General features: G+C 54.7%; 12 protein-coding genes and 1 pseudogene. 9 read left to right on the top strand and 4 right to left on the bottom strand.

Features of this window, described 5'->3' with window-relative positions:
• Positions 1 to 73: 73 nt before the first annotated feature.
• A complete protein-coding gene (locus DF283_RS07225; RefSeq protein ID WP_303674064.1) occupies positions 74 to 1,273 on the bottom strand; it encodes a peptidylprolyl isomerase in 1,200 nt (399 codons plus the stop codon).
• Positions 1,274 to 1,576: 303 nt separating this feature from the next.
• On the opposite strand from DF283_RS07225, the gene DF283_RS07230 reads away from it, so the two are divergent.
• The 5 genes from DF283_RS07230 (at position 1,577) to DF283_RS07250 (ending at position 9,276) form a co-directional block, all read left to right on the top strand.
• Complete coding sequence (locus DF283_RS07230; RefSeq protein ID WP_303674065.1) at positions 1,577 to 2,551, top strand: DnaJ C-terminal domain-containing protein; 975 nt, start codon at positions 1,577 to 1,579, stop codon at positions 2,549 to 2,551.
• A 43-nt stretch (positions 2,552 to 2,594) separates the two neighbouring features.
• Positions 2,595 to 4,622, top strand: coding sequence for a DNA mismatch repair endonuclease MutL (gene mutL, locus DF283_RS07235; protein ID WP_303674066.1), 2,028 nt, complete (start codon positions 2,595 to 2,597; stop codon positions 4,620 to 4,622).
• Positions 4,623 to 5,150: 528 nt separating this feature from the next.
• Positions 5,151 to 5,930: a hypothetical protein gene (locus DF283_RS07240; protein ID WP_303674067.1), complete on the top strand. Its 780-nt coding sequence runs from the start codon at positions 5,151 to 5,153 to the stop codon at positions 5,928 to 5,930.
• A 584-nt stretch (positions 5,931 to 6,514) separates the two neighbouring features.
• The gene (locus DF283_RS07245) at positions 6,515 to 8,581 is read left to right on the top strand and encodes a hypothetical protein (protein ID WP_303674068.1); all 2,067 of its coding nucleotides are present in this window, start codon (positions 6,515 to 6,517) and stop codon (positions 8,579 to 8,581) included.
• Positions 8,582 to 8,889: 308 nt separating this feature from the next.
• Positions 8,890 to 9,276, top strand: a complete 387-nt coding sequence (locus tag DF283_RS07250; protein WP_303674069.1) for a hypothetical protein — start codon at positions 8,890 to 8,892, stop codon at positions 9,274 to 9,276.
• A gap of 52 nt (positions 9,277 to 9,328) precedes the next feature.
• On the opposite strand, the gene glpX is transcribed toward DF283_RS07250, so the two are convergent.
• The 3 genes and pseudogenes from glpX to DF283_RS07265 all read right to left on the bottom strand — a co-directional run.
• Positions 9,329 to 10,330 carry a class II fructose-bisphosphatase gene (gene glpX, locus DF283_RS07255; RefSeq protein WP_443083003.1) on the bottom strand — a complete coding sequence of 334 codons (1,002 nt, stop codon included), beginning with the start codon at positions 10,328 to 10,330 and terminating at the stop codon, positions 9,329 to 9,331.
• A 269-nt stretch (positions 10,331 to 10,599) separates the two neighbouring features.
• Positions 10,600 to 11,013 (bottom strand): hypothetical protein, encoded by a 414-nt coding sequence (locus tag DF283_RS07260; protein ID WP_303674071.1) that lies wholly within the window; start codon positions 11,011 to 11,013, stop codon positions 10,600 to 10,602.
• A 412-nt stretch (positions 11,014 to 11,425) separates the two neighbouring features.
• Positions 11,426 to 12,706 (bottom strand): annotated as a pseudogene (locus DF283_RS07265) (NupC/NupG family nucleoside CNT transporter); the annotation flags it as partial.
• A gap of 251 nt (positions 12,707 to 12,957) precedes the next feature.
• On the opposite strand from DF283_RS07265, the gene DF283_RS07270 reads away from it, so the two are divergent.
• The 4 genes from DF283_RS07270 (at position 12,958) to DF283_RS07285 (ending at position 17,380) form a co-directional block, all read left to right on the top strand.
• Positions 12,958 to 14,328 carry a bifunctional folylpolyglutamate synthase/dihydrofolate synthase gene (locus DF283_RS07270; protein ID WP_303674073.1) on the top strand — a complete coding sequence of 457 codons (1,371 nt, stop codon included), beginning with the start codon at positions 12,958 to 12,960 and terminating at the stop codon, positions 14,326 to 14,328.
• Positions 14,329 to 14,527: 199 nt separating this feature from the next.
• The gene (locus tag DF283_RS07275) at positions 14,528 to 15,805 is read left to right on the top strand and encodes a hypothetical protein (RefSeq protein WP_303674074.1); all 1,278 of its coding nucleotides are present in this window, start codon (positions 14,528 to 14,530) and stop codon (positions 15,803 to 15,805) included.
• A gap of 24 nt (positions 15,806 to 15,829) precedes the next feature.
• Entirely contained in the window at positions 15,830 to 16,468 is a 639-nt protein-coding gene (dcd, locus tag DF283_RS07280) for a dCTP deaminase (protein ID WP_303674075.1), read from the top strand.
• 21 nt (positions 16,469 to 16,489) lie between these two features.
• Positions 16,490 to 17,380 (top strand): prephenate dehydrogenase, encoded by an 891-nt coding sequence (locus tag DF283_RS07285; RefSeq protein ID WP_303674076.1) that lies wholly within the window; start codon positions 16,490 to 16,492, stop codon positions 17,378 to 17,380.
• Positions 17,381 to 17,382 lie beyond the last annotated feature (2 nt).

Genomic DNA, 17,382 nt, shown 5'->3' on the forward strand with positions numbered 1-17,382 from the left:
CAGTGGGACTCGGCCAGCGACAGTCTGCTGGGGCGCTGGCCGGTTTGGGTGCTTTCCAGTCAATTTCTCGGCCTTAAAACAGGCTGGAGAAGAACTTCTTCTTGTCGGGGGAGGGATCCCGAACCACTTTGTCCAGATCGACCAGACGAATGCCGTAGAGCATGTTGTCTTTTTCAATCTTGTCCAGTACGTCCATCCCGGCAATGACTTTGCCAAAAATGGCGTACTTGCCATCCAGCGTGGTTTGAGGAGCCAGTGTAATGTAGAACTGGCTGGTAGCGCTGTTGGGATCAGCGCCCCGGGCCATGGCCACCATGCCTTTGGCGTTATGCGATAGCTTGTTTTTGGCTTCCAGCGGAACCCGCTCCTTGGAGCCTCCCGCCCCGGTGCCGGTGGGATCGCCGGTTTGAATGACAAAACCCGGCACCACCCGGTGAAATTTCATGTTGAAGCGATTATAAAAGCCTTCCTGAACCAGCTTGGCAAAGTTTTGCACGGTCAAAGGCGCTTCGTCCGGGAACAGTTCAAACACAATGTTGCCCTTTTCCGTTTCCAGAATGGCCGCCTTGGTTTTTAAATCGGGAATTTGCCGCACCTCCGAAGCGGTTTCCACCACGGCGGACAGGGCCTGAGGGGCCGTATTGGTGGCGGCGCTACTGTCCGTGGGTTTGGAGAACCAGCTCAGCGGGTTCCAGGGAGTGCCGGTGGTGGTAGCGGCTTGCTCGGTGTTGTTTGACTGGGTACTGCTGGTGGCGCTTTCCTCAGGCTGGCTTGTTTGGCTCTGGCCCGCTTCGGTCTGGCTGGCGGATGTCTGCTTTTTATTAGAAGAAAGACCCAGTTTGTACCAGGCTTTGCTGGGGCTGTTGCTCTGGCTATCGGCGGTATTTTCTTCCGTTGCCTGGTTGTCGCTCTGCTGACTGGTTTCTGCCGGATCTTGCACCACTGGCTTTTGAATGCCTTCGGCCTGAATCTTCAATGCCTCTGCTTTGCGTTTGGCTTCCTGCGCTTTTTGCAGGGCTTCCTGGGCGGCTCGCAACGCCTGATCTGCCTGGGCGCTGGCGGCATCCGCCTCTTGCTTCAGACTTTGCTGTTGGCTGGCGGTTGACTGGTTAACTTCATTGGTCTGACTGTCAGTCTCTTTTGCCGGTATCCACTTCATCGGATTCATTTTCTGCATCCAGTCGGCATGCGCCAGGCTGGTGCTACCCAGGGCCAGCGAGACGGCCAAGGTGAGCGCCGCAGTACGAGAAGAACTCTGGAAAACTCGTTTCATTGCCTTTTCTCCAACTAAGTGAATCACCGTTGATTCTGATTGAAAGGATTTTGACTGAAAACCAAGTGCCACGCCGGATCGGATCTCGACGTTATGCTGATTGTAGCGGGAATGTCGGTTCTGGACAAATATTCTGTTAAGCCAGCTCATCTGTTCTGTTCTCTGTTCTGTTTCAGGATGGCCCCAATCTTGCTCACGCCCGGGAACATTAATAGTTCCTTAACAAACTTGGGGACGCTGGACGGACGGTTCTATAATGGTCACTACCATGATGTCGGTGTTGTAGAGGTTCGGCCAGTCGCTATGGGTGTTGAATACAAAGATTATTACAAGATACTGGGTGTGCCCCGCACCGCTTCGGACAAGGAAATCAAGTCCGCATACCGTAAACTGGCCCGGGAGTATCATCCCGATGTCAATCAAGGCTCTGAGGACAAGTTCAAGGAATTGAATGAGGCTTATGAAGCGCTGAAAGATCCCGAAAAGCGGCGCTTGTACGATAGTCTGGGCTCCAATTGGCGGCAAGGGCAAAATTTTAAACCGCCGCCGGGTTTTGATGGCTGGCAAACGGTGAATATGGGCGATATGGGGGGCATGGGTGGATTCTCCAGCTTTTTTGACGCCTTGTTTGGGGGGGGCATGGGCGCTAGTGGATTTGGGGCTCAGGGCTTTCCCGGCGGCGGTGCTGCTGGCTACGAGGATTTATTTTCCGGCATGGGCGCGGGCCGTGGTCAGCGGGCCGGTACCCGGGCTCATTCCCATCCGCCGGAGCAGTTGAACATCGAGCAGGAGCTTTTGCTGGATCTGGAAGAAGGGGCCAAGGGCGTATCGAAAGAGCTGCTAACCCCCAACCGCAAGCGTCTCAGCGTGAACATTCCCAAAGGGGTTCGGGCCGGGGCGAAAATCCGGTTAGCCGGGGAAGGCCAGCAGGGGCAGCGGGGCCGGGGCGATTTGCTGCTGGTGGTTAAGTACCGCAAGCACCCCAGGTTCCAGCTGGAAGAGGATGTTCTGGTGTATGAGGCCCCCGTTCCGGTGCCGGACTTGGTGTTGGGCGGCGAGATTAAAATCCCGACCCTTAGTGGTTCCGAGTTGAGCATGAAAATCCCGGCGGGCAGCCAGCCGGGCCGCATGATGCGCCTGAAGGGGCAGGGCTTTCCTGCCAAGGACGGCAAATCCAGCGGAGATCTGCTGGTACGCATCAAGGCCCTCATCCCAGAGCATCCCAGTGAGCGGGAGATTGTCCTGTATCAGGAATTGCAGGCCCTGCACGCACGCTAGGGCCATCGTTGTATCAGTATTCAGGAAAGTTTGAGGCGGTCCCATGACTTCCACTCCCCCTTCACAGTCCACCCCGGAACGGCCGATTCGGGTGTTGCCGCCGCATTTAATCAACCGCATTGCCGCCGGTGAAGTGGTGGAGCGTCCCGCCTCGGTCATTAAGGAACTGGTGGAAAACGCCCTGGATGCAGGCGCCACCCGCATTGAGATTTCCGCCAGTAACGGGGGACGCAATTTACGGGTGGCCGACAACGGCCATGGCATGACCCCGGAAAACGCGGCGCTGGCTTTTTACAATCACGCCACCAGCAAAATCCAGGATGAGGCCGATCTGGATCGCATTACCACTCTGGGCTTTCGGGGAGAGGCTCTGGCCAGTATCGGGGCTATTTCCAGACTCACTTGCTGGACCCGTCGGGCGGATGCCCCGGTGGGCACCAAAATCACGGTGTCCGAGACCGGGGAGCCGGTGCTGAGCGAGGCCGGTTGCGCCACGGGTACGGTCATGGAGGTGGAGGAGCTGTTCTACAATACGCCTGCCCGATTGAAATTTTTGAAGCGGGCCCAGACCGAGCTGGGGCATATTGAGGAAATCGTGCAGTTTTTGGCCCTGTCTCACCCGGAAGTACGCTTTAGCTTGACCGTTAATGACAAGGTGGTGCTGAAAACCTCTGGGACCAACGCCTTAAAACGGGCCATGGAAGAGGTGCTGGGCCTGAAGGATGAAAAAATCCCGTTGCTGCCCATTGCCGCCGAAGACGCCGAATTGGGCCTCAGTGTGGCCGGTTTTGCCTCCGAGCCGGGGGTGATGAAAAGTAGCAAACGCTGGATCATGACTTATCTCAACGGGCGGCACGTGCGCTGCGCCATTTTGCAAAAGGCCATTGAGGCTGCCTATGAATCCCTGTTGCCGCAGGGGCGCTACCCGGTTTGCGTCATTTTTGTGAGTATGCCCACCAGCGAAGTGGATGTGAACGTGCATCCGGCCAAGCGAGAGGTGCGTTATGCGGCCTCCAGTACTATTTTTGGTTTTGTGCGCAGTGGCATTCGCAATTCGCTTTCGGCTCAGGGTATTCGGCTGGATGTGTCGCTAAATAGCCCGGCTTCGGAACCCTCAGCGTTTCCGGTTTCCCATTGGATCTCGGCACCGGGGGATTTTTTGGATCAGCCCTTCCCCGCCAACCGCCTGCCAGACGCTTCCCGAACCCCATGGTCTATGCCATCTTCAGGGGCTGCGGGGCCAAGCTATAACCCATCTAATTACAACCAGCCTAGCGATCGGCTGCCCGCTTATCGACAGGCCGCTTATGCCGATCCCCAGCCGGTGCAGGCCGCTCTGGGTTTTTACGCCCCCGCACATGGATCACACGCCATTTCTGAATCTTCCCAAGCGGATTCGGCTGTGGGCGCCGAGGATCTGTCTGTGGCCAAGCCGGCCTTTGCCAACGGGAAGTTCAAGGTGATTGGGCAGCTGTTTAACACCTATATATTGCTAGAGACCGTGCAAGGCCTGTTGGTGGTGGATCAGCATATTGCCAGCGAGCGGGATTTTTTCGAATCCCTCACCCTGAATTTAACCACGGAAACCCCGGACATTCAGCGCCTGGTGACCGCTCTGCCCTTGACGGTCAGCCCGGTGCAGCGGGACTTGCTGGCCCAGTATCAAGGCGAGTTTGCCAAGCTGGGCTTTTTATACGACCTGAACCCGGAACTTGAAGAGAACGCCGCGGGTGGGCTTTCCGTGCAGTTGACCGGCTATCCGCTGGTTTACGCCGGTCGGGATGGCATGTTTGAGGCCGGTGGGCTGTTTGAAAATTTACTGGCCCAGTTGGAAGAGACGGGTCATATGAAGCTGGATCTGGATCACCTGATTGCAACGCTTGCCTGTCATAGTGCGGTGCGGGCCGGGGACAGCCTGACCCATGCCGAAATGGATCAGGTTATTGAACGCTGGCTGGCTTGCCGCTTGCCCTGGACCTGTCCGCACGGGCGGCCCATTGCCCACACCATTTCCACCACGGAACTTAATCAATTTTTCCATCGACCCAGCCTGCCGGTTAACGCCATTTAGCGGATGATTGATAGAAAAATCCGCCGGTAAGCTCAATAGCCGAATGCTGAACAGGGCCAGTTTTGGCGGCCCTTTGGTGTTTCCTTTGCGGGGGTTAATTGTTACGAAGTGATAAGCAAAAGCAATTCGGTCCTAATAAATGTTTTTATTTCCGTGTGAGATGTTAAGTGACTTGTGAGTGTGTTTGGATCATAGACTGCTGCGAAACGGGCTGTGCGTGTTTTATAAGCATTCTGTACAACCGGGAGAGATGATTGAGATAGGCATTATTTGGTAAATCGGATCGCTCCTGAATGTAGCAAGAGCGAGTAACCGTTACAGAGCTGGTTAAAGAGAGATTAGGCTAGGAGGAGAATACAGGTTATGACAATTCCAATGTGTGGTTCATCGTGGCAAACACAAAATCCTTATTACAATGGGATGGGTTCCCAATGGGGCGCTCCCGTCGGTGGTATTTATCCCCCTCAATACGCCCAGCAGGCTGGTGCTGCCGGAGGGCCGGATGCTTATTCTATCCTGGCCGCCATTATGCAGCCTTTACTGGGTTTGATGGTTTCGCTTCTGACTGGTGAATCCGCCGCAGGTGGTTCAAGCAGCGGATCTTCGGGTTCCAGTTCTTCCGGTTCCCGTCAGTCCGACAATACATTGGGGCCGGATAGCGACGCCAGTGATTACCTGGATGTACTCAGTGAAAATGACAGTGAGCTGAAGGCGCTTGAGAAGAAGTTCGGAGATCGTGATGGCAAGCTGAGCGAGAAGGAACTCAAGAAAATTCTGCGGAAAATTGAAAAAGGCGATACCAAGGGTATCGAGGTCTCTGCGGATCTACAGGCTGCCCTGACCTGGTTGGCCAAGGACGAGCAAGGGCAAAGCGTGTTTACTAACCTGGCCAATGAGGTTGGTAAGGATGAGCGTGCCGCAGTTGATATCAGAAAAGGCTTTGATGAGTCCGCCTGGGATGATGTGGATGGCGACATCACAGAAGAGTCCGGTCCATACGACGCCGAAGAAGCGGTTCAATACCTGGTTGACAACAAGAAGTTTGCCGAAAAAGTTGCGGGCGCGGATGGCCAGATGACCAAAGAGGAAATTAATCAGGCTCTGGCAAGTAATGACTATAGTCTGGAAGAAAAGGCACAACTCCGATTCCTGCGGGAGCATTATGAGGACATCACGGATGCCTTGTATGTGCAATATGATCAGCCAATCTCCTTGAAGGATCTGGCAGATAAACTGAAACCGGATACTGAAGTTGATGGCCAAAATGTTTTGGACGAATTACAGAATATTGAAGCCAAGAAAAAGTAATTACGGCTCATAAAACATCAGGCTTGTCCAACTCCGGTTGGGCAGGCCTTTTGCATTGGCAGGTCTGGCCACAAAAGCAATTTTAAACATAAGACTGTTTTTATTTTTATATGCTTGGTATTGGCAAAGCATACGCGTTGCCAATCCGGCGAAAACGATTTTGATCCAGAGCGAGAGTGAAACAAAGCCATACTGATACCGCTGAAGACCGGGCGATAACGGTGGCGGCGTTGGCAGCAGGAGAGCGACGCATGGTTTTTCCATTCAATACGATGGGTATGCCCGGAATGATGTCCGGTCCGCCCATGCCAGTGCCCAGACCACCTTTTCCCCCGCTAATGCCGCCCATGTTCGCCGGCATTCCCGGAGTGAATCCCTTTGCGGGGCCCTCTATGGCTATGCCCGTTCCCGGATTGCCTTATGGTATGGGACCCCGACCGGGGCCGGTTGGCGCCCCCATGCCCATTGATCCACTGACGGGCCTACCTTTGAACTTGGGCATGGGCCCCGTCCCGATGCCTCCACCGATGCCCTTGCCGATGCCGATGGGAAATGTGTATCCTCCCGTTGGGGCAGGTGCATCCATGCCTGGCTTTTTGAGCGCCCTGCTCGGTGGCTTGCTGCCATCTCAGGCGCCCGCCCCGCAGGAAAATCCGATGGTGTCCATATTCAACACCCTGATAGGGACTCTGTCGGGCATTTTAGGGTTCCCTACAGGCGGAAAGAACTCGAAGGGTGGCGGTGACTCGGCTATCTCCGATCCGGCGACCGCCTTGAGTGTGGTGCTGGGCGAGTCTAACGAGATTGCCAGTGCGGACGGTAATTCGGGCAGCGTGAGTACCGCTGATTTGGCCATGGTGGCCCGTAACAAGGATGGAAAATATTCCGCGGACGCCCAGGCCGCCGCCCAATTCCTGATGGCCAATCAGGCCATATGGGCAGCCATTGATAAAATGGATAACAATGCGGATACCAAGGCCTCCATCCAGAATTTAAGCAAAGCCCTGAGCGATCCCAAGATCCTGAATGCCTCGGCGGAGGACTCCCCCGGTGAGGATAAGAGCAGTGATACGGCTGAACCGGTGGATGATCCGGCCACCGCCCTGACGGATCTGATCAGTGAGGGTGAGGATGTTGCCGACGCCGATGGGGACTCCGACTCTATCAGCGTGCAAGACCTGGTGATTGTTTCTCGAAACAAGGATGGCGATTTTTCTCCGGAAGCCCAGGCGGCAGCCAAGTACCTGTTGGCGCATCAGGCCATCTGGAACCAAATTGATGCCATGGATGAAACCAAAGACACCAAGGCAAGCCTTGAGAATGTGAGTAAGGCTTTGAGCGATCCTGATATTCTGGGGGCGACATCGGATGAGTCTTCTGGCAGTGGAGAAGACTTGACGGTCACGGACAATGCGACGGCCTTTGATTTACTGGACGCGCATTATGATGATATTGCCAAGCTGGATGGGGATGCGAGCAGCGTGAGCCTGCTGGATCTGTCCCGTGCCGCCCGACAATCCAAAAATAAGGAATTGCTGGCCGTGGTGAAATACCTGCAAGGCAACCCAGAAATTTTCAAACAGCTGGCGGGTAAAGACGGTACCAAAAATGTATCCCAGGGCGATATTGCCAGCGCTCTGGAGGACCCCGACTTCATGTCCATGACGCAGGATCAGGCGGATGCTCAGAGCCCCAGCAACTTGTCTCTTAAGGATGTTCTAATCGCCCTGAATGATAATAAAACCATTCTGGACACTGCGGCTGAAGGCAGTGAAGCGGATGAAAAGTTTACCAAAGCGGATTTGCAGGCCATTGCCGAAAACAAGGACGGCAAGTACAACAACAAGCCCAAGTTGCTCGCCGCAGTTAGAGCGGCTCTGAAAAACGAGGATCTGATGGCTGCTCTGGATGTCCGCGAGACATTCTCTTTTGAAGATCTGCAGACTTTTGCGGATGGGGCTCGGGCGGATGAAAATTATGTGCTGCCCATCAAGCCCAAATTTAAAAACGCTCAGGACGCTTATGCCGTTCTGGCAAAGGCCATTCAAAACGGAACGCTGGAGACAGGGAACTGGAGCAAGGATGGCGTCTGGACGGGAGGCCTCAAGGATGGCTCTGGAAAGTTTGTGGATACCAAAATCATTAAAGCCATTGCCGAAGGTAAACTGGACGCGCCTTATGAGCTGAAGGAAGCTTGCAAGTGGATTGTGAATACTCCGGCAGAGCTGCAAAAGCTGGAAATGTATGAAAACATGGATGGCTTTGATGATGACGCCTTGCAAGTGGACTTGATTAAAGCCTTGACCAATGGGCCGGTTGAGGAGAATTTCGGGCTTGATGTGGGCAATCAGTCCGTGATTTCAGGCGAGGATAAACGGAAGGCCAAGGAAATTTTTGCCCGCAACGATAACGCCTTGCTCAGGAAAATTGATGCTATTCAAGGCGGTAATCCGGATGGCGTGATCAGCAACTACGATATGTGGGCTGCCGTTAAGGATCGCACCGGCATGTTCACGGTGGAAGAGAAGCGGGCCATTCTGACCGTCATTGGCGGTGATGATGGAAACCTGGATGGCAGTATTTGGGACAACATTAATGACGGTGATGAAATAGCTACTTATGGTGAATTTTTCCGGGATATTGAGCAGTAGCTGTCATCCGTCGTCTAATCACTTTAAACGCAATGCGCCGGTGCAAGTCATCGGTGCTTTTGCATTGGGGGCAGGTAGGGTCATGGCGGTCAGTGGCCGGTGTCCGCACTGGGGGCGACTGACAGGCGCGGGCATCGCGGCCGGGGTTCATAATAGAAATGGTCTGAAAACAGGGTAAGCAGGCAATTTTGTTGTTTTGGCTGTTTTTATTTTTATATTGGGAATGTTTCTATCGGGATGGAAGTGATACACGTCAGTGTTAGTCCGCATTAGGGCTGCACAGGTCGTTGAATGGGAGATGGCTGTTTATGAGTTATGCAATGAGTGGGTTTAATCCGATGGCCGCTAGCAGTTTGCCGCAATTGTTGGGCGTGGCCCAATCCATTGTGCCGGGCCTGTTCAATGGATCTGCTGGCGCTTATGGCATGTCGCCCGGGTATGAATATGGCGCGATGCCAGGCACTGTTTATGGAATGCCTCCCGGCTATGGAGCAATGCCTGCCAGCTATATGGTGACCCAGCAGACCAGCTATCAGCAAACCTATTACGGCATGAGCGGAGGGAGTCCGTATGGGATGGGCTGTCCTTCCGGTATGTGTGGTCCCATGATCATGCACACGCAGGTGATGCAAACCCAGACCCTGCCATACCCGCAGGCTGGCTGGGGCGGCAGTTACTACCCCGCCTATTATTAGGTTTCACAAAAAATCAGTTGGCAGCGGATGCGCTTTCCTCCGGGGGATGGGCTTACAGCTTCACCCGACCGCCTTTTTCCCGACTCAGGTGGATGGTGTCCACAAAGCGCACCAAGCCCGATTGATAGGCCATAATCAGGCTATGGGTGCGGGCCCCGTTGCCAAAGTAATTCACGCCCTTCAGGGTATCGCCGGTGGTAATGCCACAGGCGGCAAACACCAGTTCGTTGGCCGGAGCCAGGTCATCGGTGCGATAAATCCTGTCTTCGGACAAATCAATATTCATGCGGGTGGCCCGGTTTTTTTCCTCCTCGTTTCGCCAGCGCAGGCGGGCCTGAATTTCTCCGCCCAGACACTTCACGGCGGCGGCGGTTAAAACCGCTTCCGGGGCTCCCCCGGTGCCCATGACCGCATGGATGCCGCTACCAATCAGGGCGGCGGAAACCGCGGGCATCAAATCCCCATCGCTAATCAGTTTAATACGGGCTCCGGCCTCTCGCACTTCCTGGATTAATTGGGTGTGGCGGGGCCGATCCAGAATGACGATTGTTAAGTCCTGAACCTCTCGTTGCAGGGACATGGCCAGGATGCTGAGGTTGTATTTCACGGGTGCGGTGATATCCACTTTTCCCTTGGCGTCCGGGCCCACCACCAGTTTTTCCATGTAAGTGTCCGGGGCGTGGAATAACCCGCCTTTGGGGGCCAGGGCCAAGGTGGCCACCGCGCCCGGCAGGCCATGGGCCACCAGATTGGTGCCTTCCAGCGGATCGACCGCAATATCCACTTCCGGCAGGCCCGGTTGGGTTTTACCCACTTTCTCTCCGATGTACAACATGGGGGCCTCATCCCGCTCCCCTTCCCCGATGACAATGGTGCCATTCACCGGAATTTCACTGAGGGTTTGCCGCATGGCGGTCACCGCGGCCTGATCGGCGGCGTCCCGCTTGCCGGTACCCATGAGCCGTCCGGCGGCCAGCGCGGCGGCTTCCACCACGCCCAACACTTCTCGGGACAGGGTGCGCTCCGAGCTGAACAGATTTTCAGTCGGGTTCATCGTTCTGGGTTGCTCAAATTCCGGATTCACGTCAGCACTCCGCTCCAATACAGTCGTTGATGTCATCATAAATGATACTCCCCCTCTTATGATTGATTCGTTTTTTTGATCCCCTCACTGAACTGTCATCCTATCAGAAGGAGGATGTCTTGTCTGTGATCCGTGTACAGTAAAACACCGGCATTCATTTTGAACGCCGGTGTTTCGGGTTGTGCAGGAGGAGGGGAAGGCAAGGCAGGAGAATGAATTGGCGTTAAAACGCAACGGAATTAGAGGGAGGCACCCATATTTCTGCCCAGAAACAGTTGCAGCATTTGGGCAAACAACAGTAAAAGAATTTGATTGATATTATTCACGGGCGGCTGAGTGACGGGCGGATTTGTGACAGGAGGCGAGGTGGGCAAGCCATTGCGGAGTTGCACCAGATCATCCACGCTGATGCCGTTGGCGTTGCCATCCAGTTTGGCGATGGCCGCAAAATTTGTGCGTAAGTAGCCCGCAATGTTGCTGCTGGGATCGGCCGCCAAAAAGTTTTTGGTGCTGTAGCTATCCAGATTGGCCTTGGTCAGTTGCCCGTTGCTCACGTTTTCCACGGCTTGAATATTCAAGAAGCCTTGCAGCAGCTCTGCCGGTTTATTGGCTTTCAGGGTGTAGCCAAAGGGAGTGGGAAATAAAACAGCCATAGAGCCTCCTGATGACGGATTATGAAATGCAACCCGGAGATGATATAGCTCAATAAAAACAAATATATACGGATTATTTCTTTTATTTTGGAAAATCGAAAAAAATCCCCACCCATGAGGGCGGGGATTTTGTGTTTCGGATTTTATTCCGGGCAACTCAACGCGGTATCGTTGGTACGTGGGTTTCGGAATGGGGATCCGTCACCCCAATGGGTTGTCCTTGCTTGTTGTAAACCGGCAGGCCGCTGGGTGGGGCGGGCTTGGGGGCGACTGTGGCCACCGGCTGAATGACCGGAGCCTGAGATATGGCGGGCTCTCCGTTGGGCAGGCGCTTGGCGATTACAATCAGTAAAATGGCCGCCAGCATAATACTGCCCGCCACCCAGGTATCGCTGCCCGCCCCATCCAGACCCACCAGAATACCGGCCAGAGCGCTGGAGACATAGGAGGCCATGGTGCCGCACAAAAGGGCTTTAAAGCCCAGTTCGGCCAAATCTTTTTTGCGGGAGGGGGCCATTTGCCCGATGCCCCCAATTTGCATGGCAATGGAACTGAAGTTGGCAAAGCCGCACAGGGCCACACTGGCAATGGCCAGAGACTTGGGGTTGAGAGTCTGGTTGGCAATGGCCGGGGCCAGGCTGGCGTAGGCCACAAATTCGTTGATCACCATTTTGGTGCCCATCAGTCCGCCCACAAACTTGGCATCCTGCATGGGGACGCCCAGGGCCATGGCTACCAATGAAAAGACAGAGCCCAGCAGGCCGTTCAGGGATAAATGGGTCAGATCCAGCCCCACCGCTTGCAAACTCAATCCGGCGGCGGCCAAAGTCAGGCCGATTTTACCCACTACAAAGTCCATCAGGTTAATCAGGGCAATAAAGCCAATCAGCATGGCGCACACGTTCAGACCAATTTTCAGGCCTTCGCTGGCTCCGCGGGAGGCGGCGTCAATCAGGTTGACGCTTTCCTTCTTGATTTCCAGGGCCACCTGGCCTCGGGTCACCGATTGTTCCGATTCCGGGTAAACCAGCTTGGCGATGACCAATGCCCCCGGCACGGACATCAGGCTGGCGGTGAGCAAAAATTCCGCCGGAATGCCCATTTGAATGTACACGGCCATCACCCCGCCAGCGATGCAGGCCATACTTCCGGCCATCACCGCCAGTAATTCGGATCGGGTCATGGTGGCTAAATAGGGTTTTACCAGCAATTGGGCTTCAATTTGCCCTACAAAAATACTGGCCGCATTGGAGAGGGCTTCTGAGCCGCTGGCGCCCATGATCTTGTAGACCGCCCAGGCCACCCACTTGACCACTCGTTGCATCAGGCCCAAGTGATAGGAAATACTGACCAGCGTGGCCACAAAAATAATGGTGGGCACCAGTTTAAAGGCAAAAATAAAGCTGCCCCCCGGCCCGAAGAGTTGATTGAGCTTGTCCGGCTGAGAAACGAGAAATCCGAAGACAAAGCCGGCCCCGGCATCGGAGAAACTGAGCAGTTTTTCAATCCCTTGCCCGATATTGTGGAACAGGACTTGTCCTACCTTGACCTTGAGGCAAAACACGGCCAAAAAGACCTGAAGGGCCAGCCCGCTGATAATCAGACGCCAATTGATGGCCTTGCGGTTATTGCTCATCAGGTAGGCCAGGGCCAACAGGGCGAAAATACCAATCAGGCCAGTAAATTGGCTCATAACAACGAGGGTCCTCTTAAATCGGTACTCATCTAAAAACCGGGCCATGAAATTTGTTGCAGCCTGTTCAGTTGCAGTTTATTTTACTTAGGCCCAAGGCCAAGCCCGCCTCATAAAATACCAAAAACACGGCCAGCGGTTGAGGGGTGGGCCTGTTTCCAGAAATAGTGTGTTCGACGCCTGTGATTTGCGGTTATCTGCGCTTTCAGTAGAATAAGGCCTGTCAGCCTTGTTTAGCAGGACGTTCTTTTATGAGCCAAGCCCAACCCACCCGCTCTGTTTCCAGTGAATCCGGAGCCATTGAAACGCTGGCCGAGGCCGTTCAGTTTCTGGACAGTTTAGATGTCTCCGCTATGAAACTGGGGCTGGATCGGGTGCGGGATTTGCTGGCCACCCTGGATAATCCGCAGGATCATTTGCCCATGGTGCATATCGCCGGAACCAATGGCAAAGGCTCGGTGACGGCCATGCTGACGGCCATCCTCAAGGCGGCGGGCCTGAAAGTGGGCTCTTTTACCAGTCCACACCTCATTCAGGTGCGAGAGCGCATTGGTATCAACGGCAACCCCATTCTGCCGGATGACTTTCAGCACGAAGTGCAGTCCCTGAAGCAGCATCTGGAAACCCTGGGTTGGCCTCGGGATCAGTGGCCCACCTACTTTGAGTTTTTGAATGTGATGGCCTACCAGTTTTTCCGGCAAAAGCGGGTGGATATTACCGTGTTTGAAACCGGTCTGGGCGGGCGGCTGGATTCCACCAACGTGGTACGTCAACCCAATTTAACGGCCATTACCACCATTGGCATGGATCACATGCAGCACCTGGGCAACACCTTGGCGGCCATCGCCGGGGAAAAGGCCGGAATCATCAAGCCGGGAGTGCCGGTGGTGGTGGGTGCCCATATCCCGGAAGAAGCCCTGACGGTCATTCTGGAGAAGGCTGCCCAGCTGGAAGCCCCGGTTATTCTGGCCAGTGACCAGTCTTTGGTGGTCAGTCCACGATCGAACGCTACCGAAGGCCTGCTGATTGAGGACACCCAAACCGGGGCCGCATACCGACTGTCTCTGCTAGGGCCGTACCAGAAGCAAAACCTGAGCATTGTGCTGGCCTGTGTGGAGCAGTTACGTCAGCAGGGCTTTGCTATCTCTCAGCAAGCAGTTTTAGATGGCTTGCAGCGGGCCTACTGGCCGGTCCGGTTTCAGTACTTTCCCCAGCAGCATGTGGTGCTGGATGGTTCCCACAACCCGGATGGCTTTGCCTCTCTTCGGGAAACTTTGCAGCTGTATTTCCCGCAGGAGCCCAAGCTGTGGCTGGTCAGTTTGCGCAGCAACCGGGACCCGCAGGCGCTGGTGGAAGTCTTGCGGTCCGCCGGGCAACCCGTGGGCATTATGGTCACGCAAGCGAGTCCCAATCACCTGTATCATCCCCCAGAGGCCTTGGCTGAGCAGTTGCGGACGGCTTTCCCTGAAGCGGCTTGCTGGATAGAAACCGCCCAAACGCCCACGGAAGCCTATACCAGCCTATTAGAGAAACGGGAGGGCATTTCGGGAGAAAAGCCGCTGATTTTGGTCACGGGCTCACTCTATACCGCCGGTGAGATTTTGAGTTTGACCCAATTCTAGGCTGCTGGCTGGCTCGATTATATTCTTTACATAATATTTTGTTGTAGTCGGTTGTTTGTCATCCTGCCAGCCTCCTATACTATAGTTGCCTGCGTCAGAAAAAACGTGCCTTTCATCTTCTGGCTCACGCGACAGTCGTTATTGAGAGACGCTACCCATCATTAGGCCGGAAACCCATTAGGCAGGAAGAGAGACAGCCATGCAGAAAACCTTTCTCAAATTTATGATGTTTGAACTGGTGGAGCGGATGGTCCGTTTTCGGCTCATTCTGAGCGAGTGCGCCAATAGCCTGCTGGAAAGCGCCCCGGGTCTTTATTACAGCCTCAGTGCCGAGTGTGAGGCTTTGGAAGCCCTGTTGCTGGAGCAGAAAAACGCGCTGAATAGTCTTTTTTCCGAGTCGGCTGCCGGAAGCAAACAATCGGCTGCCGCCTGCGAAACCCTGTTGGAAACGCTGTACAGTCGCTTAAAGGCCTTGAGCCAGTTGCTCTGTCGCCTTAGCGCGCTTCAAATCGCTTCTGAGACCCATTTGTTTTTAAAAGATGTACTGCCGGACAGCCTGCTGAAGCAGGCGGGTGAGCATTCGGTGTTTTTGGGCGCCGAAGGGGCCCATGATCTGGCCTTCCCGAGTTTGAACCGGGTTTTGGTGGATCGGCTTTCCGTGTTGCAAAAGAATAACCCGCTGGCCTGGGTGGGACTGTGCCAGTCCTATGCCCAGCACCTCTTGCAATCCTCCTCCGCTTTGGAGGCTTTGAAACTGGATTTGTTAAAAGGCCAAAAAAAGCTGGCGGGTGGTTTGAGCGAAACGCATTTGGATGCGCTGCTGAGTCACGCCATTGGCTTGCGACTCTTGGGGCCCGCCTATTATTTTCAGGCCCTGTCCGAGGCTTTTTTGAATGGGGACGAGGCTTTCTTACAAGTGGTGGAACCGGCTCTATTCTTCGGGTTGCATCATCAGAACTTTAGCCACAAGAATCTGGTGATTCTGCATGAGGCCTGTGAGCGCTCCAAGCCAGAGCAGGTGGCGGCGTTGCAGCCCTTGTCCGAAGAGGCCTTGGCCAGTCTTTTTCGGGCCGTGGAAAAAGCCATTCCGGGCAAATATGCCTTTAACGAAAAAAATATGCAGCGGGCCATTCAGTTGCAGGAGCGCTTGAGTGAGGGCATTTTGCTCAGCAGCACCCCGCTGTTCCCGGTGGAAGCGGTGGCGGAGAATCTGCGTCAAAACCGGGAAAAGGCGGATTTTTCCATTTACGAGCCGTTGTCCATGCTGACCGAGTATCCCCACAGCCCCAAAGAAATTGTGAACGCTGGGTGGCTGCATAAAATGGAGCGCGGCCCCATTTGGTTGTACACCATTTTTAACGAAGGGCAACGCACCGGTCTGGAGACCGTGCAGAGTCTCCTGGAGTATCAGGATCATTTACTGCGCAAATCGATCGAAACCTCGGAAATTCACCGGGTTTTGGTGTGCGGTCAGTAAGAGCGGAAAGAGCGAGGTTTTCCCATGATTTTAAATGAAGCGCAAATTCTGGAGCGACTGGTAGATCCTGATCCCGAGCGGCGCATTATTATTACCCCCCTGCTCAAGCCGGAGGAACAGTTCGGGCCCACTTCCGTGGACTTGCGTCTGGGGACTGATTTTCAGGTGATGGCCCGCACCAACATCACTCACATGGATCTCATGAAAGATCCCGATGCCTTGAGCCGGGACGTGCAAAAGCACATGCAGCACGTGAAAGTGAAACCCACCGAGCCCTTTATTCTCCACCCGGGAGAATTTGCCTTGGCTTCCACGCTGGAATTCGTGAAGGTGCCCCTGGATTTGGCCGCTCGCCTGGAAGGCCGTAGCACCTGGGGGCGCTTGGGCTTGCAGATTCACGCCACGGCGGGTTTTGTGGACCCCGGCTTTCGGGGGGCGCTGACCTTTGAGTTGTCCAATGTCAGTAATATTCCCTTGCCCTTGTATCCCGGCGTACGGATTTCCCAAATCTGCTTTTTCTTGAGTTCCACGACGCACCTGCCTTACGGCAAAAAGCGCTTTACCAAATACAGCGGCAAAACCAGCACGGCTTCTTCGGCGTTCTTTAAAGATCCGGAGTACAGTCGCATTCGGGAAGCCCAAAAACAGCACAGCTACCGATAGAAACGAGCCCGCTTTTCGGCCATGGCAGCAACAGAACTTCCTTTTCAGCGGTTAACGGTCATTGGGCTGGGGCTCATTGGCGGGTCGCTGGCCATGGCGGCCAAGGAGCGCTTTCCCCATTGGCACATCACCGGGGTGGACCCCAATGCGGAGACCCTTCAGTATGCCCTCAGGCATGGGGTCATCGATCAAGCCGCCCTCGAACTGCCAGAGATGTTTGAAGACAATCAGCTCATTGTGATTGCCTGCCACTTGGCGCCCAGTTTATCCGTGTTGGAAGCGCTGGCCCCTAAAGTGCGCAGTAAAAACATCTGGGTCAGCGATATTGGCAGTTGCAAGCAAAAAATCGCCGACTTGGGGCAGGCGCTGCTGCCGGATCAATTTATCGCCGGGCATCCTATGGCGGGCAAAGAGCATTGCGGCATTCAGCACGCTACCCCCCTGTTGTTTGCGGGCAAATCCTATTTGTTGTGTCCGCATGCCCAAACTCCAGCGGAGCGGCTGGAGCCCTTGCAAGCGTTTATTCAGGCTTTGGGGGCCTCGGTCAAGTTGATTGACGCCGCCAAGCACGATCGCTATATGGCTTATGTCAGTCACTTGCCCCAGTTGTATGTCATCATGCTGACCCAACTGTTGTACAAGAACGAGCCGGGCCATTTGGTGGCCTATCACGGGGCCGGTCTGGATGATCAGCTGCGGCTGGCGGCCAGTTCCTACAGTATGTGGGGCGATATTTTATTGCAGAACGCTGATAATCTGGAAGAGGCCTTGCTGGGCCTGCAGGACACTTTGGTTGAGGCTTTGGCCTTGCTGCGGCATCAGGATTCCGAGGGGTTAGCGGCCTGGTTTCAGCGGGCTAATGAGATGCACGCCCATTTTGTGGGTTTTAAAGCCCCATCGCTGAATCGCTAGGG

The sequence above is a fragment of the Vampirovibrio chlorellavorus genome, from assembly GCF_003149375.1.
Classification (GTDB): Bacteria; Cyanobacteriota; Vampirovibrionia; order Vampirovibrionales; family Vampirovibrionaceae; genus Vampirovibrio; species Vampirovibrio chlorellavorus_B.